The sequence below is a fragment of the Mixta intestinalis genome (assembly GCF_009914055.1).
Classification (GTDB): Bacteria; Pseudomonadota; Gammaproteobacteria; order Enterobacterales; family Enterobacteriaceae; genus Mixta; species Mixta intestinalis.
The window spans coordinates 2690829-2710573 of record NZ_CP028271.1; the positions used below are offsets into that span (position 1 = coordinate 2690829).

Annotated in this window: 13 protein-coding genes, 2 tRNA genes, 2 rRNA genes and 1 other annotated feature; of the genes, 6 read left to right on the forward strand and 11 right to left on the reverse strand. The window is 51.3% G+C overall.

The window, feature by feature from the left end; all coding sequences use genetic code 11:
- Positions 1-25 precede the first annotated feature (25 nt).
- From C7M51_RS12415 to rluD, 7 genes are all read right to left on the reverse strand, one after another.
- Positions 26-2929, reverse strand: a 23S ribosomal RNA gene (locus C7M51_RS12415).
- A gap of 179 nt (positions 2930-3108) precedes the next feature.
- A tRNA-Ala gene (locus tag C7M51_RS12420) sits at positions 3109-3184 on the reverse strand.
- 109 nt (positions 3185-3293) lie between these two features.
- A tRNA-Ile gene (locus C7M51_RS12425) sits at positions 3294-3370 on the reverse strand.
- A gap of 71 nt (positions 3371-3441) precedes the next feature.
- A 16S ribosomal RNA gene (locus tag C7M51_RS12430) occupies positions 3442-4984 on the reverse strand.
- Together the 16S and 23S rRNA genes with 2 tRNA genes alongside form the textbook arrangement of a ribosomal RNA operon.
- A gap of 432 nt (positions 4985-5416) precedes the next feature.
- Positions 5417-8002: an ATP-dependent chaperone ClpB gene (gene clpB / locus C7M51_RS12435; protein ID WP_208852097.1), complete on the reverse strand. Its 2586-nt coding sequence runs from the start codon at positions 8000-8002 to the stop codon at positions 5417-5419.
- A 114-nt stretch (positions 8003-8116) separates the two neighbouring features.
- Complete coding sequence (gene yfiH / locus C7M51_RS12440) at positions 8117-8848, reverse strand: purine nucleoside phosphorylase YfiH (RefSeq protein ID WP_160622080.1); 732 nt, start codon at positions 8846-8848, stop codon at positions 8117-8119.
- Entirely contained in the window at positions 8845-9825 is a 981-nt protein-coding gene (gene rluD / locus C7M51_RS12445) for a 23S rRNA pseudouridine(1911/1915/1917) synthase RluD (protein ID WP_160622081.1), read from the reverse strand. The genes yfiH and rluD overlap by 4 nt, the downstream gene beginning before the upstream one ends.
- 132 nt (positions 9826-9957) lie before the next feature.
- On the opposite strand from rluD, the gene bamD reads away from it, so the two are divergent.
- The 5 genes from bamD to budC all read left to right on the forward strand — a co-directional run bounded on the left by bamD (position 9958) and on the right by budC (position 13776).
- A complete protein-coding gene (bamD, locus tag C7M51_RS12450; protein ID WP_160622082.1) occupies positions 9958-10689 on the forward strand; it encodes an outer membrane protein assembly factor BamD in 732 nt (243 codons plus the stop codon).
- Positions 10690-10976: 287 nt separating this feature from the next.
- The gene (raiA, locus tag C7M51_RS12455; RefSeq protein ID WP_160623645.1) at positions 10977-11309 is read left to right on the forward strand and encodes a ribosome-associated translation inhibitor RaiA; all 333 of its coding nucleotides are present in this window, start codon (positions 10977-10979) and stop codon (positions 11307-11309) included.
- A gap of 122 nt (positions 11310-11431) precedes the next feature.
- Positions 11432-11553, forward strand: a sequence feature (Phe leader region).
- Positions 11433-11477, forward strand: a complete 45-nt coding sequence (locus C7M51_RS22760; protein WP_373996400.1) for a hypothetical protein — start codon at positions 11433-11435, stop codon at positions 11475-11477. Its footprint overlaps the feature before it by 45 nt.
- A 23-nt stretch (positions 11554-11576) precedes the next feature.
- Positions 11577-12737, forward strand: coding sequence for a bifunctional chorismate mutase/prephenate dehydratase (pheA, locus tag C7M51_RS12460; protein WP_160622083.1), 1161 nt, complete (start codon positions 11577-11579; stop codon positions 12735-12737).
- 274 nt (positions 12738-13011) lie between these two features.
- Complete coding sequence (budC, locus tag C7M51_RS12465) at positions 13012-13776, forward strand: meso-2,3-butanediol dehydrogenase (protein ID WP_160622084.1); 765 nt, start codon at positions 13012-13014, stop codon at positions 13774-13776.
- A 39-nt stretch (positions 13777-13815) separates the two neighbouring features.
- Here the strand turns inward: budC and tyrA are convergent, their stop codons facing one another.
- Entirely contained in the window at positions 13816-14937 is a 1122-nt protein-coding gene (gene tyrA / locus C7M51_RS12470; protein WP_160622085.1) for a bifunctional chorismate mutase/prephenate dehydrogenase, read from the reverse strand.
- Positions 14938-14942: 5 nt separating this feature from the next.
- Positions 14943-16022 carry a 3-deoxy-7-phosphoheptulonate synthase gene (locus tag C7M51_RS12475; protein WP_160622086.1) on the reverse strand — a complete coding sequence of 360 codons (1080 nt, stop codon included), beginning with the start codon at positions 16020-16022 and terminating at the stop codon, positions 14943-14945.
- A 336-nt stretch (positions 16023-16358) separates the two neighbouring features.
- Between C7M51_RS12475 and C7M51_RS12480 the strand changes: the two genes are divergently transcribed.
- A complete protein-coding gene (locus C7M51_RS12480) occupies positions 16359-16889 on the forward strand; it encodes a GNAT family N-acetyltransferase (protein ID WP_160622087.1) in 531 nt (176 codons plus the stop codon).
- A gap of 218 nt (positions 16890-17107) precedes the next feature.
- Here the strand turns inward: C7M51_RS12480 and C7M51_RS12485 are convergent, their stop codons facing one another.
- Positions 17108-18688 carry an OFA family MFS transporter gene (locus tag C7M51_RS12485; RefSeq protein ID WP_160622088.1) on the reverse strand — a complete coding sequence of 527 codons (1581 nt, stop codon included), beginning with the start codon at positions 18686-18688 and terminating at the stop codon, positions 17108-17110.
- Between the two features lie 620 nt (positions 18689-19308).
- Positions 19309-19539, reverse strand: a complete 231-nt coding sequence (locus tag C7M51_RS12490; RefSeq protein ID WP_160622089.1) for a hypothetical protein — start codon at positions 19537-19539, stop codon at positions 19309-19311.
- Positions 19540-19745 lie beyond the last annotated feature (206 nt).

Here is a 19745-nt window from a genome sequence, read left to right on the forward strand (position 1 = left end):
TTCCCCAAAACGCTTCCGGCGTTGTAAGGTTAAGCCTCACGGGTCATTAGTACCGGTCAGCTCAACGCATCGCTGCGCTTACACACCCGGCCTATCAACGTCGTCGTCTTCAACGTCCCTTCAGGAGGCTCAAAGGCCTCAGGGAAGACTCATCTCGAGGCAAGTTTCGTGCTTAGATGCTTTCAGCACTTATCTCTTCCGCACGTAGCTACCGGGCAGTGCCATTGGCATGACAACCCGTACACCAGCGGTGCGTTCACTCCGGTCCTCTCGTACTAGGAGCAACCCCTCTCAGTCTTCCAGCGCCCACGGCAGATAGGGACCGAACTGTCTCACGACGTTCTAAACCCAGCTCGCGTACCACTTTAAATGGCGAACAGCCATACCCTTGGGACCTACTTCAGCCCCAGGATGTGATGAGCCGACATCGAGGTGCCAAACACCGCCGTCGATATGAACTCTTGGGCGGTATCAGCCTGTTATCCCCGGAGTACCTTTTATCCGTTGAGCGATGGCCCTTCCATTCAGAACCACCGGATCACTATGACCTGCTTTCGCACCTGCCCGAGCCGTCACTCTCGCAGTCAAGCCAGCTTATGCCATTGCACTAACCTCACGATGTCCGACCGTGATTAGCTGACCTTCGTACTCCTCCGTTACGCTTTGGGAGGAGACCGCCCCAGTCAAACTACCCACCAGACACTGTCCGCAGCCCGGATTACGGGCCTACGTTAGAACACCAGCCATTAAAGGGTGGTATTTCAAGGGCGGCTCCACGCGGACTGGCGTCCGCGCTTCAAAGCCTCCCACCTATCCTGCACATCAAGGACCGGTGTTCAGTGTCAAGCTGTAGTAAAGGTTCACGGGGTCTTTCCGTCTTGCCGCGGGTACACTGCATCTTCACAGCGAGTTCAATTTCACTGAGTCTCGGGTGGAGACAGCCTGGCCATCATTACGCCATTCGTGCAGGTCGGAACTTACCCGACAAGGAATTTCGCTACCTTAGGACCGTTATAGTTACGGCCGCCGTTTACCGGGGCTTCGATCAAGAGCTTCTCCTTACGGATAACCCCATCAATTAACCTTCCGGCACCGGGCAGGCGTCACACCGTATACGTCCACTTTCGTGTTTGCACAGTGCTGTGTTTTTAATAAACAGTTGCAGCCAGCTGGTATCTTCGACTGGCCTCGGCTCCGGGAGCAAGTCCCTTCACCTACGCGCCAGCGTGCCTTCTCCCGAAGTTACGGCACCATTTTGCCTAGTTCCTTCACCCGAGTTCTCTCAAGCGCCTTGGTATTCTCTACCTGACCACCTGTGTCGGTTTGGGGTACGATTCCGCGTTACCTGGAGCTTAGAGGCTTTTCCTGGAAGCAGGGCATTTGTTGCTTCAGCGCCGTAGCGCCTCGTCATCACGCCTCAGCCTTAAGCATCCGGATTTGCCTGGATGCTCAGCCTACACGCTTAAACCGGGACAACCGTCGCCCGGCCAACATAGCCTTCTCCGTCCCCCTTCGCAGTAACGCCGAGTACGGGAATATTAACCCGTTTCCCATCGACTACGCCTTTCGGCCTCGCCTTAGGGGTCGACTCACCCTGCCCCGATTAACGTTGGACAGGAACCCTTGGTCTTCCGGCGAGCGGGCTTTTCACCCGCTTTATCGTTACTTATGTCAGCATTCGCACTTCTGATACCTCCAGCATGCCTCACAGCACACCTTCGCAGGCTTACAGAACGCTCCCCTACCCAACAACACTTACGTGTCGCTGCCGCAGCTTCGGTGCATGGTTTAGCCCCGTTACATCTTCCGCGCAGGCCGACTCGACCAGTGAGCTATTACGCTTTCTTTAAATGATGGCTGCTTCTAAGCCAACATCCTGGCTGTCTGGGCCTTCCCACATCGTTTCCCACTTAACCATGACTTTGGGACCTTAGCTGGCGGTCTGGGTTGTTTCCCTCTTCACGACGGACGTTAGCACCCGCCGTGTGTCTCCCGTGATAACATTCTCCGGTATTCGCAGTTTGCATCGGGTTGGTAAGCCGGGATGGCCCCCTAGCCGAAACAGTGCTCTACCCCGGAGATGAATTCACGAGGCGCTACCTAAATAGCTTTCGGGGAGAACCAGCTATCTCCCGGTTTGATTGGCCTTTCACCCCCAGCCACAGGTCATCCGCTAATTTTTCAACATTAGTCGGTTCGGTCCTCCAGTTAGTGTTACCCAACCTTCAACCTGCCCATGGCTAGATCACCGGGTTTCGGGTCTATACCCTGCAACTTAGCGCCCGGTTAAGACTCGGTTTCCCTTCGGCTCCCCTATGCGGTTAACCTTGCTACAGAATATAAGTCGCTGACCCATTATACAAAAGGTACGCAGTCACCTAACAAGTAGGCTCCCACTGCTTGTACGTACACGGTTTCAGGTTCTGTTTCACTCCCCTCGCCGGGGTTCTTTTCGCCTTTCCCTCACGGTACTGGTTCACTATCGGTCAGTCAGGAGTATTTAGCCTTGGAGGATGGTCCCCCCATGTTCAGACAGGATACCACGTGTCCCGCCCTACTCGTCGAACTCACAGCGCATGCGCTTTTGTGTACGGGACTGTCACCCTGTACCGTGCGCCTTTCCAGACGCTTCCACTAACACACGCGCTGATTCAGGTTCTGGGCTCTTCCCCGTTCGCTCGCCGCTACTCAGGGAATCTCGGTTGATTTCTTTTCCTCGGGGTACTTAGATGTTTCAGTTCCCCCGGTTCGCCTCATGCCACTATGTATTCATGACATGATAGTGCAACGGATTGCACTGGGTTTCCCCATTCGGGTATCGCCGGTTATTGCGGTTCATATCACCTTGCCGGCGCTTATCGCAGATTAGCACGCCCTTCATCGCCTCTGACTGCCAGGGCATCCACCGTGTACGCTTCGTCGCTTAACCTCACAACCCGCAAGCGTCTCGTGAGACACTTACCGGTGCGAGAAATTGAGAGACTCTGAACGGCTTCTGTAAAAAAAGCCGCTCTTTCAAATTTTCAGCTTGTTCCGGATTGTTAAAGAGCAATACTTCACAATACATTCGTAAATGCATTCTGAAGTGGTCATCAACCTGGGCGTTGATGGTGGAGCTAAGCGGGATCGAACCGCTGACCTCCTGCGTGCAAAGCAGGCGCTCTCCCAGCTGAGCTATAGCCCCAGATATTTCGGTAAAACCCGCAACCAACATTCCTTTCAGAACAAGGCATGGTTTCGCGAAGCATAGTGAACTATGCGAGCCGGAACCATAACGCAGTGCTGGAAGGAATTGGTAGGCCTGAGTGGACTTGAACCACCGACCTCACCCTTATCAGGGGTGCGCTCTAACCACCTGAGCTACAAGCCTGCCGGGGTTTTACTGCTCGTTATTTCTATCAGACAATCTGTGTGAGCACTTCACTGAATGGTATCCGCTGGTAAGGAGGTGATCCAACCGCAGGTTCCCCTACGGTTACCTTGTTACGACTTCACCCCAGTCATGAATCACAAAGTGGTAAGCGCCCTCCCGAAGGTTAAGCTACCTACTTCTTTTGCAACCCACTCCCATGGTGTGACGGGCGGTGTGTACAAGGCCCGGGAACGTATTCACCGTGGCATTCTGATCCACGATTACTAGCGATTCCGACTTCACGGAGTCGAGTTGCAGACTCCGATCCGGACTACGACGCACTTTGTGAGGTCCGCTTGCTCTCGCGAGGTCGCTTCTCTTTGTATGCGCCATTGTAGCACGTGTGTAGCCCTGGTCGTAAGGGCCATGATGACTTGACGTCATCCCCACCTTCCTCCGGTTTATCACCGGCAGTCTCCTTTGAGTTCCCGCCATTACGCGCTGGCAACAAAGGATAAGGGTTGCGCTCGTTGCGGGACTTAACCCAACATTTCACAACACGAGCTGACGACAGCCATGCAGCACCTGTCTCACGGTTCCCGAAGGCACAACCGCATCTCTGCAGTCTTCCGTGGATGTCAAGACCAGGTAAGGTTCTTCGCGTTGCATCGAATTAAACCACATGCTCCACCGCTTGTGCGGGCCCCCGTCAATTCATTTGAGTTTTAACCTTGCGGCCGTACTCCCCAGGCGGTCGACTTAACGCGTTAGCTCCGGAAGCCACGAGTCAAGCTCACAGCCTCCAAGTCGACATCGTTTACGGCGTGGACTACCAGGGTATCTAATCCTGTTTGCTCCCCACGCTTTCGCACCTGAGCGTCAGTCTTCGTCCAGGGGGCCGCCTTCGCCACCGGTATTCCTCCAGATCTCTACGCATTTCACCGCTACACCTGGAATTCTACCCCCCTCTACGAGACTCAAGCCTGCCAGTTTCGGATGCAGTTCCCGGGTTGAGCCCGGGGATTTCACATCCGACTTGACAGACCGCCTGCGTGCGCTTTACGCCCAGTAATTCCGATTAACGCTTGCACCCTCCGTATTACCGCGGCTGCTGGCACGGAGTTAGCCGGTGCTTCTTCTGCGGGTAACGTCAATAACGAACCGTATTAAGGCTCATCCCTTCCTCCCCGCTGAAAGTACTTTACAACCCGAAGGCCTTCTTCATACACGCGGCATGGCTGCATCAGGCTTGCGCCCATTGTGCAATATTCCCCACTGCTGCCTCCCGTAGGAGTCTGGACCGTGTCTCAGTTCCAGTGTGGCTGGTCATCCTCTCAGACCAGCTAGGGATCGTCGCCTTGGTGAGCCGTTACCCCACCAACAAGCTAATCCCATCTGGGCACATCCGATGGCGTGAGGCCCGAAGGTCCCCCACTTTGGTCCGAAGACGTTATGCGGTATTAGCCACCGTTTCCAGTGGTTATCCCCCTCCATCGGGCAGTTTCCCAGACATTACTCACCCGTCCGCCACTCGTCAGCGAAGCAGCAAGCTGCTTCCCGTTACCGTTCGACTTGCATGTGTTAGGCCTGCCGCCAGCGTTCAATCTGAGCCATGATCAAACTCTTCAATTAAAGTCTGATGCTCAGAGAAAAACGTCGTAATGAATTACGTGTTCACTCAGAGTCTTTGATACTGCAATTAGTTTGCGATATCCGTTCCGTGAGTGCCCACACAGATTGTCTGATAAATTGTTAAAGAGCAGTGCAACAGGGCGCTTCGCCGTGCTGCGAGGTGGCGTATATTACGCTTTCCTCTTTCAGAGTCAACCCCTTTTTCGGGAAGTTTTTCTCCGGCGATTCAGAACCGCTGAACCGCTCAACACCGCGTGGCGTAAGCCGTTGTGCCGTGTCGATGGAGGCGCATTATAGGGAGTTCTTTTCGCCTGACAAGTACTAATTTAAAAAAATGACGCAACCGTTCAAATTTCATCCTGAACGGCGATAAACCAGACGTTTTCACTCTTCAAAGCGAAGAAATGGGCCTTACGGCCCATTTCTCCCTCTTTATTGATGAGCAACGATAGTGCCATCGCTAACATCGATCTCGATGGTTTTACCCGGAACCAGCGCGCCAGAGAGGATTTGCTGCGCCAGCGGGTTTTCTACCTGCTGCTGGATGGCGCGTTTTAACGGACGTGCACCATATACCGGGTCATAGCCATTCTGTCCAAGCAGCGTAAGCGCCTCCTCCGACATATGAACGCTGTAACCACGTTCTTCCAGGCGTTTATACAACCGCTGCAGCTGGATATTAGCAATGGAAGCAATGTGTTTTTCACCTAACGGATGGAACACGACGACTTCATCGATACGGTTGATAAATTCCGGACGGAAATGGTGACCGACAACCGTCATGACCACATCTTTCATCGCACCGTAATCCAGCTCGCCGAAACGTTCCTGAATCAGATCGGAACCCAGATTCGACGTCATAATCACCACGGTATTGCGAAAATCGACGGTTCGTCCCTGCCCATCGGTCAGACGTCCATCATCCAGTACCTGCAGCAGAATGTTGAACACATCCGGATGCGCTTTCTCTACTTCATCCAACAGGATGACGGAATAAGGCCGACGGCGTACCGCTTCGGTAAGATAGCCGCCCTCTTCATAGCCAACATATCCCGGAGGCGCACCCACCAGCCGCGAAACGGAATGTTTTTCCATAAATTCCGACATATCGATACGCACCATCGCATCGTCACTGTCGAACAGGAAATTAGCCAGCGCTTTACACAGCTCGGTTTTACCGACACCGGTTGGCCCCAGGAACAGGAAAGAGCCAATAGGACGATTCGGATCGGACAGACCGGCTCGGCTACGGCGAATCGCATTCGAAACCGCTTCGACCGCTTCATCCTGGCCGATGACGCGTTGATGCAGATCCTGCTCCATACGCAGCAGTTTCTCACGTTCGCCCTCCATCATGCGGGCAACCGGGATCCCGGTCCAACGCGCCAGCACATCAGCGATTTCCACATCGGTAACGCGATTACGCAACAGGCGCATGGTTTTCCCTTCAGACTGCGTTGCCGCTGCCAGCTGTTTTTCCAGCTCAGGGATCTGTCCATATTGCAGTTCAGACATACGCGCCAGATCGCCGGAGCGGCGCGCCTGTTCCAGCGCGATTTTTGCCTGTTCCAGCTCCGCTTTTATCGTCTGGGTACCGGAGAGCGAGGCTTTTTCTGCCTTCCACTCTTCTTCCAGTTCAGCATACTCGCGCTCTTTCTGGTTAAGCTCATCCTCCAGCATCTCAAGACGCTTCTGGCTGGCTTCATCAGACTCTTTTTTCAGCGCCTGCTGTTCCAGCTTCAGCTGAATAACACGTCGTTCCAGGCGATCCAACGGTTCCGGCTTGGAGTCGATTTGCAGACGAATGCTGGATGCCGCTTCGTCAATCAGGTCGATCGCTTTATCGGGTAGCTGACGATCGGCAATGTAACGATGCGACAGCGTTGCCGCAGCGACAATAGCCGGGTCGGTAATCTGTACGTGATGATGCAGCTCATAGCGCTCTTTCAAACCGCGCAAAATGGCGATGGTATCTTCCACGCTCGGCTCGGCGACAAACACTTTCTGGAAACGACGTTCCAGCGCCGCATCTTTTTCGATGTACTGACGATATTCATCCAGCGTGGTTGCACCTACACAGTGCAGCTCACCGCGTGCCAGCGCAGGTTTCAGCATATTGCCCGCATCCATTGCGCCATCGGCTTTACCCGCGCCAACCATGGTATGCAGTTCGTCAATAAACAGGATGACATTACCTTCCTGTTTGGACAGGTCGGTCAACACCCCTTTCAGACGCTCTTCAAACTCACCGCGATATTTAGCGCCAGCCACCAGCGCGCCCATATCCAGCGCCAGTACGCGACGGCCTTTTAGCCCTTCCGGTACTTCGCCGTTAACAATACGCTGCGCCAGACCTTCAACGATGGCGGTTTTACCTACCCCTGGCTCACCGATCAGCACCGGGTTATTTTTAGTACGGCGTTGCAGCACCTGAATGGTACGGCGAATCTCTTCATCACGCCCAATAACCGGATCAAGCTTGCCTTGTTCGGCACGTTCGGTAAGGTCGATAGTATATTTTTTCAATGCCTGGCGCTGATCTTCAGCCCCTTGATCGTTCACGTTCTCCCCTCCACGCAATTGTTCGATAGCCTTGGTCAGCTTGTCGTTAGTCGCACCGGCGGATTTGAGTAGATCGGCCAGCGAACCGCGCGAATCGAGGGCAGCCAGGACAAATAATTCAGATGAGATAAAGTTGTCACCGCGCTTTTGCGCCAGTTTGTCGCACAGGTTAAGCACCCGCACTAAATCGGCGGAAGGCTGGACGTCGCCGTCGGCCCCTTCTACCTGCGGCAAACGGCTGATAGCCTGCTCTACGCTGTTACGTAATCCTGCAACATCCACGCCTGCGGTAGTCAGTAACGGGCGAACGGTGCCGCCTTCCTGACCGAGCAGCGCGCTCATCAAGTGAAGAGGTTCTATGAACTGGTTATCGCGCCCAAGGGCGAGGGATTGAGCATCGGCGAGCGCAAGCTGGAATTTGTTAGTAAGACGATCCAGACGCATGATTCCTCCCAATACAGGTCAAAATGCTACTGGAGATAAAATGAGGTCGGCCCTCAGAATTTCAAGATGTTTGACCTGTATTATGGTGAAAAAAAGCGCATCCCTGGATCGTCTTGTTGCGTAAGGTTATATCAGCCAGATCAAACTTGCCATACGACCGGTAGTACCGCTGCGTCGCCAGGAGAAAAAATGAGCCTCGTCGTGCCAGGTACAGCGCCCACCGCCGCTAACCGAGGCGACGCCCTGTGCGCTCAGGCGCTGGCATGCCAGCAGCCAAAGATCGGCGTAGTATTTCTCACCGCTGGCGCGAAAAGCCAGATCGGCTGCCGGATCGTGAGCGATAAACGCCGCTCTGACTTCCGGGCCGACTTCAAATGCTTCTGGCCCTATTGCAGGCCCCAGCCAGGCATGGATTTCCTGCGGCGGCGCGGAAAACTGCTTTAGCGTATTTTCCAGCACGCCAGCGCAAAGGCCACGCCAGCCTGCATGGGCCGCCGCCACCTCTTTGCCATCAAATGAACAGAACAGCACAGGCAGGCAATCCGCCGTCATTACCGCACAGACGGTTTCAGCCTGATTGCTCCAAACGGCATCGCCACGGCGTTCCGTTGATGATGCCTCATCAAGCCGGATCACATCGGTGCCATGAACCTGCTCCAGCCAGTAAGGCATGGCTGGTAAACCGGCCAGCGTAATTAATCGCTGACGGTTGGCCGCTACATCTTCGGGGCGATCGCCAACGTGATCGCCCAGATTAAGCGAGTCCCAGGGTGCGGCACTGACGCCACCGAGACGCGTCGTGCTACAGGCGCGCACCGACGCTGGCGCAGGCCAGTCGGGAACAATCAATTCACTCATAGCCAGTCCAGCCGATCTTTAAAATCCTCGGTATCCGCTTTCAATGCGTCGATCAGATCGACCATATCCTGCGGCAGCGGCGCGTGCCATTCCATCTCAATACCGGTAATTGGATGGTAAAGACGCAGCATGGTAGCGTGCAGCGCCTGGCGATCGAAACCACGCAGCGTGGCAATAAACGCATCGGAAGCGCCCTTCGGCGGACGTGGACGCCCACCGTAAAGCGGATCGCCCACCAGCGGATGGTTAATGTGCGCCATATGCACGCGAATCTGGTGAGTACGTCCGGTCTCCAGACGCAGACGCAAACGCGTGTGCGCACGGAAGTGTTCCATTACCCGATAGTGCGTTACCGCATGTTTTCCCATCGGATGGACGGCCATGTGGGTACGTTTGGTCGAGTGACGGCTGATCGGCTCATCAACGATACCGCCTGCGGTCATGTTGCCGATCGCCACCGCTTCATACTCACGGGTAATTTCACGCAGCTGTAGCGACTCAACCAGATGCGTTTGTGCCGGTACGGTTTTCGCTACCACCATCAGCCCGGTAGTGTCTTTATCGAGGCGATGCACGATACCGGCTCGCGGCACATCGGCAATTTCCGGGTAGTAGTGCAACAGTGCATTGAGCACTGTGCCATCAGGGTTACCGGCGCCGGGATGCACTACCAGATCGCGCGGCTTATTGATCACCAGAATATCTGCATCTTCATAGACAATATTCAGCGGGATATCCTGCGCTTCCCAGCGCATCTCTTCTTCTATCTCAGCCTGTATTGCCACGGCTTCGCCGCCCAACACTTTTTCCTTCGGCTTATCAACGATATTACCGTTGACGCTCACCCGGCGGTCGAGAATCCACTCTTTTATGCGCGAACGCGAATAATCAGGGAACAATTCTGCTAAAGACTGATCTAAGCGTTGTCCGAGTTGCGATTCGGAAACCGTTGCGGTGAGTTTTACTTGTTGTGCCATAAACAGCTTCTTCGTTAACGTTGGGTTTTCACGGCGGTGCCGTTTAATATAATGTGCTATCGTACCTGGTCACTATTGGAAGCTTAATGGACAGCTTTCGCAATAACACACTCTGAGGATAATCAAATCGTCATGACGCGTATGAAATATCTGGTGGCTGCAGCCACGTTGAGCCTGGCTCTTGCGGGTTGTTCAAGCTCTAAGGATCAAGTGCCTGACAGTCCGCCTTCTGAGCTTTATGCAACGGCTCAGCAAAAACTGCAGGACGGTAACTTTAAAGGCGCAATAACGCAACTGGAAGCGCTGGATAACCGCTATCCATTTGGCCCTTACGCCCAACAAGTTCAGCTGGATCTGATCTACGCCTACTATAAAAATGCCGATCTGCCGATGGCACAGGCCGCCATTGACCGCTTTATGCGCCTGAACCCGACACATCAGAACATCGACTATGTTCTGTATATGAAAGGTTTGACGGATATGGCGTTAGACGATTCTGCGTTGCAGGGCTTTTTCGGCATCGATCGTTCCGATCGCGATCCGGAGCATGCACGTGTCGCCTTCCGCGATTTTTCTCAGCTGCTGCGCAACTATCCAAACAGCCAGTATGCGACCGATGCACGCAAGCGCCTGGTCTATCTGAAAGATCGTCTGGCGAAATATGAGCTCTCCGTGGCGCAATTCTACACGAAACGCGAAGCTTATGTCGCGGTCGTCAAACGTGTGGAGCAGATGCTGAAAGATTATCCGGATACGCAGGCAACGCGTACGGCGCTGCCGCTGATGGAAAATGCCTACCGTAAACTGCAGCTGGATGCGCAGGCGGATAAAGTGGCGCAGATCATCGCTGCTAATCAGGCCTGATCTTCCCGCTATCCGGCCTATGACATTGACCATTAAAAAAGCAGCCTTTGCGCTGCTTTTTTGTTGATAAAACCAGCAAAATTAGCTTTTTTGCGTTAAGTTAACTTATCAAGTCTGACGCCTGAAACGCTATTCGACAAGCTGATTTGGTACATTTACCGTGACCCCTCACAGATTTCGTTTCCTTGACAAAAAGTGACAATTTAATGTGACAATGATCACAAAAATAAGCTAGTTTCAAGGTATGCTGAAGTTACTACGACGGAAATGACAGTGAGGTAAACATGATGATTGTGAATATTACCAGCAAACAAATGGAAATCACCCCGGCCATCCGCCAGCATGTCGAAGACCGTCTATCCAAGCTAGAAAAGTGGCAAACTCATCTGATTAATCCCCATATCGTTCTGTCAAAAGAGCCGAAGGAATACGTTGCTGATGCGACAATCAATACGCCTAACGGCCCGCTGGTTGCCAGCGCCAGGCATGTCGATATGTATGCCGCGATTAATGAGTTATTAAATAAACTGGAACGCCAGCTGAATAAGGTTCAGCACAAAGGTGAAGCGCGCCGCGCCGCCGTTAGCGTAAAAGATTTAGCGCCACTTAACGAAGAGTAATTCCCGACGCCCGTTTTTTGACGGGCGTTCTCACCGTACGACGCGCCACCCGGCGCGTTTTTTATTGACAGTAGTAAAACGCTACGGTTACTTTAACAGCATTCGCATAAAACAGGCATCGCTATGAACCCAACGTTTTTCTTCGCTTTCTTTTTTACCTTCCCCTGACCGGGAGGCGTTTCGTCGCGAAAAAAAGAAAGCGAAGACGAACTATAAAGCCTCCCAACCGGGAGGTTTTTTTATTATGGACATCTGACAGGTAAAGCTATGACACCAGAAAATCCGCTACTGGCCCTGCGTGATAAAATCAGCGCTATCGATGAAAAATTGCTGGGGCTGCTTTCTGAGCGACGCTCGTTGGCTATTGAGGTAGCGAAAGCAAAAATGGCCATCCATCGGCCCGTACGCGATATCGATCGTGAACGCGATCTGCTGGAGCACCTGATTACGTTAGGCCAGGCCCACCAGCTGGACGCCCATTACATTACCCGCCTGTTTCAGCTGATTATTGAAGACTCTGTTCTGACGCAGCAGGCACTGCTGCAAAAGCATCTTAATCAAACTGACCAGCAGTCGGCACGCATCGCCTTTCTTGGCCCGAAGGGATCTTATTCTCATCTGGCGGCACGTAAATATGGTGCCCGTCACTTTACTCATGTGATCGAAAGCGGCTGTCAGAAGTTCCAGGATATTGTTCAGGAAGTAGAAAGCGGTCAGGCGGATTATGCAGTTCTGCCGATCGAAAACACCAGTTCCGGCTCCATTAATGAAGTTTACGATCTGCTACAGCAAACCAGCCTCTCCATCGTCGGTGAGATGACGGTGCCAATCGATCACTGCGTGCTGGTAGCGGGGTCTACCGATCTACACCAGATCGAAACGGTTTACAGCCATCCTCAGCCCTTTCAGCAATGCAGCCAGTTTATAAACCGCTTCCCTCAATGGAAAATCATCTATACCGAGAGCACGGCAGCGGCGATGGAAAAAGTCGCGGCGCTCAACTCACCGAAAGCGGCAGCATTGGGCAGTGAAGCTGGTGGCGCGCTTTATCAACTTCAGGTCCTGGAACGTAATCTGGCTAACCAGCAACAAAATATCACCCGCTTCATTATTCTGGCGCGTAAGCCAATTGATGTTTCTGAGCAGGTACCAGCGAAAACGACGCTGATTATGGCCACCGGTCAGCAATCAGGCGCATTGGTAGAGGCGCTACTGGTGCTGCGTCAGCATAACCTGATCATGAGCAAGCTGGAATCTCGTCCAATTAACGGCAATCCCTGGGAAGAGATGTTTTATCTGGACGTACAGGGCAACCTGCGTACCCAGAAGGTACAACAGGCACTGCAGGAGCTGCGTGCCATTACCCGCTCGCTGAAGGTGTTGGGCTGTTATCCCAGCGAGAATGTGGTGCCGGTCGATCCACAATAGCTCGATGCGCCAGCTTTTTCGACTGGCCTCGATAGTAATCCGGCAATGGATAGACAGCGGATACCGGCGTTTCTGCCATTCAGGTATGCGCTGATCTCCACTTAGCGTATCGGCTCAACCGTTACGCTCATTAATATTTTTTAAAACTTAAAATTTAATTTAAAACAGTAAGTTAAACATCATAGCGAGGATTATTCCCGCCTTCCGCCATGGTTATGCCAGACTTAACAGGCTGCTAATCATAGGGATTAGCGATCGGTAATAAGGAGGCGGAATGGAACGTTTCAGTAACAAAGTGGTTATCGTTACCGGTGCGGGTTCAGGCATTGGCGCAGCAAGCGCGCAGCGTTTTGCTGACGAAGGAGCCAGCGTAGTGCTGGTTGGCCGAACCAGGGAGAAGCTGAACAATACCTTCTCCAGGCTAAAAGCGGGCGATCATCTGGTTGTCGTAGCTGACGTCGCTAAACGCGAAGAAGTAGAAGCGTTGGCTAAGCAGGTCGATCAACATTACGGACGTGCCGACGTACTGCTTAATAACGCCGGAGTAAATATCTCAGGAAAAATACACCAGGCCAGCGATGAGGACTGGAGAAAAGTTATGTCCACCGATCTGGACGGCGTGTTTTATTGTACGCGCGCTTTTCTCCCTGCCCTGCTGAAAAACGGCGGCAACATTGTAAATATCTCTTCCGTATCCGGCCTTGGCGGCGACTGGGGCATGAGTATTTACAATACTGCCAAAGGCGCTATCACCAACTTCACTCGCGCGTTAGCGCTGGATTACGGTAAGGATGGCGTGCGGGTGAATGCTATTTGCCCCGGTCTGACGCTTACCGATATGACGGCAGAGATGAAGCAAAACGAGCAGCTGATGGCGAAATTTAATGAACGTATCGCGCTGGGACGAATGGGCGCGGCGGAAGAAGTTGCAGCGGCAATCGCATTCCTGGCCAGCGATGATGCACGCTACATTACCGGCGTCAATTTACCGGTTGATGGCGGCATTACCGCTTCAAACGGGCAGCCGCCACAGGCCTGACAGTCAACGGCCCGTGCCGTCACGGGTCGTCTTTTATCTTCAGATGCGGTTATCGTTTGCGGAACGCAGCAGCGAGCTACTCTCACGCATAAAGCGCGGCGCATAGTCGCCAAACCAACGCTCAATTTTACGGAAACTCGCAATAAATTCCTGCTTATTATTCTGTTCCAGCAGAGTGATAGCCTCACCGAAGCGCTGATAGTAGCGCTTAATCAGCGCCAGATTACTTTCAGAAGACATGATGATATCGGCATACAGCTGCGGATCCTGAGCGAACAACCGCCCTACCATCGCCAGCTCCAGACGGTAAATCGGCGACGAAAGCGCCAGTAGCTGCTCAAGCTGTACATTTTCTTCCGCCAGATGCAGACCATAGGCAAAAGTCGCGAAATGGCGCAGCGCCTGAATAAACGCCATATTCTGATCGTGTTCAACGGCGCTGATACGATGCAGACGAGCACCCCATACCTGAATCTGTTCCAGGAACCATTGGTAGGCTTCCGGCTGACGCCCGTCGCACCAGACTACCACCTGCTTTGCCAGGCTACCGCTGTCCGGCCCAAACATAGGATGCAGGCCTAACACTGGCCCGGAATGCGCCGCCAGCATCGCCTGCAACGGACGATTTTTCACCGAAGCGATATCAACCAAAATGCACTCTTCAGGCAACGGCGGCAGCTGGGCAATAACCTGTTCGGTAAGATGTATCGGCACGCTGACGATCACCATACCGGCATCCGCCAGCAATGTAGGTGCCTGCGCCCACTCCTCTTTATCAAGAATTTTTACCTGATAGCCTGAGAGGGTCAGCATCTTTGCAAACAGCTGCCCCATACGCCCTTTACCACCAACGATAACAATCGGGCGCATCTCCGGGCAGAGCGTTTTGAAGCCTTTATCATTCTCGCTCGAGTAGGACTCACGCATCACGCGACGCAATATATCTTCAATTAAATCAGGCGGTACGCCGAGCGCCTCCGCCTCTTTGCGCCGCGAAGCCAGCATCGATGCTTCCCGCTCCGGTACATAAATCGGTAAACCATAGCGACTTTTTACTTCGCCAACTTCAGCGACCAGCTTCAGCCGCTGCGCCAGTAAATCCAGCAGAGCCTTATCAACATCATCAATTTTATCGCGCAGCGCGGTTAATTCAGCCACCATCGGTGTTACTTCTCCTGTGACAAACGCGCCGCCAGCACGCCGCTTAAATCCTGATGCACCCGGCGCAGCAGCTGCTCGGTACTTTCCCAGTTGATACAGGCATCGGTCACCGACACGCCGTAGCGCATTTCGCTACGCGGCTGCTCGGAAGACTGATTGCCTTCGTACAGATGACTTTCCAGCATCAGACCAATAATAGATCGGTTACCGTCCCTGATTTGCGCTACGGCGGATTCAGCCACGCCGGGCTGGCGGCGGTAATCTTTGTTTGAATTACCATGGCTGCAATCTATCATCAGCGCCGGACGGAGTCCCGCTTTCGCCATCTCTTTTTCGCACTGATCCACATCTTCCGGGCTGTAGTTTGGCGCTTTGCCGCCGCGTAAAATCACATGACCGTTAGGGTTACCCTGCGTCTGTAACAGACAAACCTGGCCGCCCTGATTGATGCCAACAAAACGGTGCGGCATGGCGGCGGCACGCATCGCGTTAATCGCCGTACCGAGGCTACCATCGGTGCCATTTTTAAATCCTACCGGCATCGAAAGCCCCGACGCCATTTCACGATGGGTCTGTGATTCCGTGGTGCGTGCACCAATAGCAGACCAGCTAAACAGATCGCCAAGGTATTGCGGCGTATTAGGATCGAGTGCTTCCGTCGCTAATGGCAGCCCCATTTCAACCAGGCTTAACAGCAGCTGACGCGCGATATGCAGCCCGGCTTCAACGTCAAAGGAGTTGTCCATATAAGGATCGTTGATCAACCCTTTCCAGCCAACGGTGGTACGGGGTTTTTCAAAGTAGACACGCATGACGATATAGAGCTGATCCTTCAACTGCTCAGAGAGATCTTTCAATTGACGCGCATAGGCAAGAGCGGCTTCCGGATCGTGAATAGAACAGGGACCACAAACGATTAACAGTCGATGATCCCTGCCAGCAATAATATCGGCGATGGTTTGCCGTGCGGCAGACACCTGTGCTTCAAGCTGTGTGTTAAGCGGAAATTTATCTTTCAGCTGTGCTGGAGTAATCAAAACCTGTTCTTCTGCGATATGCACATTGTTCAACGCGTCTTTCTGCATTTTACGATCCTCATCTCGTCCTGGGCATCTTCGTCATAGCGGTGAGGTCAATGTAACACGTAAAGTACAGTTGAACACCAATATGTACATATTTTTTACCATATAAATTACGGTTAGATTGGGTTTATTTATAATGTATTGTTTTTTAATTATTTTAAAAATAAAACAAGAAAAAGAGAATTCTTAATTTGTAAACATAAGTTTACATAGACAAGTATAACCGAACAAGAAACGCCTTACTAAAGCGGATATAACAAAAATCAGCGACAATACATTTGATGGCCCCAAAATTTCGGCAACAAAAGCGGATCTGCGGCCATACCTGAAGGAGAAATCATGGAAATTTACCTGCGCCCTCTACGAGCTTCTGATGCTCAGGACTATGCCGATGCCGTACAGGAAACCTTGCTACAGCTACAGCCATGGATGGTATGGGCACACGAAAATTATTCTGCACAGGAAGCGGTAGCGTGGTTCAGCTGGCTCGATCAACAACGCGAAAAAGGTGAAGCAAATGAAATGGGAATTTTTTCCAAAGAAGATGATCGCTTTCTCGGAGCCGCAGGTATCCGCTACGCGCAAGATCCCATGGAACTGAGCGCTATTGGCTATTGGGTACGAGCCAGGGAACAACGTAAAGGCGTAGCGCATAATGCGGTACGGCAACTGGCTCAGGAAGGATTCAGCCATCCCGGTATTGATACGATCGAAATTCTGGCGGCGGAAACGAATATCGCCAGTCGTGCCGTAGCACGTAGCTGTGGTGCCCATTTAAGCGAAATGCGCTATGGGCTGATAGTACTGGCGGACGGGCCAGTGATGACAGCTATCTATCATTTACGCCGTGAAGATATGCTCGGCGATTAAGTCCCCCCGTTCAAAACGGAGGGACTTGATTACATTTTTGAGCGCAGCCACCAGCTGGTTAAAATAAAAATTAGCAGCGCCAGAATGATTTCTGTTTCCCGATCCCATTCATCAGGAGCAAATAATCTCAGATAAATCAGGCAGCATAAAAATTGACCGGTGCATAATAGAATGAGGGTCAACCAATATGGCGATTTTCCTTTCATAATACATCGTAACTAAATAAAGAGAAGAAGCATCTGCTTAATAGTAATGTAGATTCCCCATAATAAAGGGATAAGCACGATCCCCCAGCTAATCGTTAACTGAAGCGGACTTATTGCTACTTCAGCAGGTAATGATTCTCGCGATTCAGTCTGCAAAGTGTCTTCCAGCGACTGTACCCAATCGTTCTGACTACTATTTTTTAGCGGCTTCACCAGCAAATTACTTATCAGCCCGATAACCAGCAGTCCTGCAAGTAGATAAAGGCTCATTTGATAAACCTGTCCACCAACCAGACCCGATGCCAACTGATATTCACGCAGATAGTTAATCAAAACGGGTCCGGTAATACCGGCAACCGACCATGCCGTAAGCAAACGCCCGTGAATCGCGCCTACCCATTTATGCCCAAAAATATCAGCAAGGTATGCAGGTATCGTTGCAAAACCGCCACCATACATAGAAATAATGATACAGAAAGCAATCAGGAACAGAGGGATATTTCCCACCTGAACTATCCAGGGGATCAAAATATAGAAAGCGGCTCCCAGGATAAAAAACAGGGTGAAGGTCAGCTTTCTTCCCAGATAATCAGAAAGCGTAGCCCAAAAGAAACGCCCCAGAATATTAAACAGGCTCAGCAAGCCAATAAAACCCGCTGCCAGTGTGGCAATATCTATCTGCTTTATCGCCGGGTTACTGCCCAGCACTTCCTGGAAAAGCGGGGAAGCAATACCCAAAATACCGATGCCAGCAGAGACATTCAGGCAGAGAACCAGCCAGAGCAGCCAGAACTGACGTTTTCTGACGGCGGCAGAGACATCAATCTGGACACCATGATAAGTAGTCCGCTTCACCTGGCCTGCAGGCCGCCAGCTGTCAGCGGGTATACGATAGCTCAGCGAGCCAATCAGCATATAGCAAAAATAGATAGCCGCCAGCACTAACAAGCTTTGCCCTACGCCAGCCGTGGGTCCCTCAGAAAAATAGCGCATCAGGAAATCAGCCAGCGGCGCGCCAATAACCGCCCCACCACCAAATCCCATAATTGCCATACCTGCGGCCATGCCGCGTTTATCAGGAAACCAGCGTAACAGTGTCGAAACGGGTGAGATATAGCCTAAACCCAGGCCTATGCCACCAATAACCCCTGCCCCCAGCCAAAGCAGCCAGAGCTGGTGAATAAACACACCCAGGCTGGCAATAAGCAAACCGCCGCACCAGCAACAGGTAGCAATCACCCCAACGACTCGCGGCCCGACCTTTTCCAGCCAGCTGCCCCACAGTGCGGCTGAACAGCCCAGGAAAATAAAGAACAGCGTATATATCCAGCCAGGCTGAGCAATTCTCCAGTCACAGGTATCCGTAATTAATAATTGCCAAAACGACAGGGTCGCCGGGCAAAATAGCGGCTGCTGCTGACCAATCAGTGTTGACATTGGTAGCCAGTAAACAGAAAAACCATACGCCATACCGATGCATAAATGCACGGCAAGCGCTGCTGGTGGTACCAGCCAGCGGTTATAGTGTTTCGATGCAACAATGGTTTCTTTCGCCCAAAAACGCTTTCGCTGTTGATCTATATTTTTATCCATTAAACATCTCCTGGTGAATAATTTTTCTTCCAAATGATAATGCTAATGTTTTGATGCGTGTTTTCGCAGCTATAGCAAGGCAATATCTGTACCATTACTGGAAACACAGATAATTTTTGTGAGGTGATTCAGGATAAAAAATAATCAAAAAATGCGGAAACGATTCTGTTTTATCATCCAGATATCAATATGATAGCAAGTTATCAAAATGACAAAATTTTAACTCGATTATAGCTCTGGCAGTTGGTGTACATTATCGGATAACTATTGGATAGTCCTTCAGTAGCAACATTATTCTTCTACATCATTTAACAGATGACATCACGCTGATTAAATTAATGAATAATGCGCCTTAGCCAAATCGGCCGCGATTATGACTAATATTTTTTCAGAGGATAAATATTACAAAAACAAAGTTAATAATTATTAACTTCAAATGTATTAACTTAGAAAAACACATCTACTCCCATAAAAAGCATGACAATAGCAGCAAAAAAAACATGGCAGTAAAATCCTAAACTGACTTTACTCTTAAACACTATGCCTGCATAAGTTTTGATGAATTAAGCGGGCTAATCTATTATTTCATTTGTGCTATATATGGTTAACGCTATCTTAGCTCAATACTTCAGCAAAAAGCGATAACCGACCTTTCCCATGTTCTGGCAAACATTACGATAGTCTTCATCAGGTATAAGGCATGCCCCATAATTAATGACTCTCTCCCCTCCCATTTTGACATTATTAATTGTAGATATCAGATTTTTATTGACTTGTGCCATCCCTCTTGTTAAAGCTAAAGCAAAGCGTTTCTTGGCTTGCATTTGTAACTGAAGGTAGGTTTGTGGCATATTCACCACTTCCCGAAAAATTAGTATTGTTCAATAATTTATCATTACAGGATTAAAGGACAAGAGTCATCATGACAAAAAGAAAGAAAATATTAATTTACTCATTAACAATGAGTATTTATATTCTAATAATACCAGAATTTATTATTCGCACGATTAAATCGGATTATATTTTATGGCTGAGCCATATAACAAGTTTAGGAGGA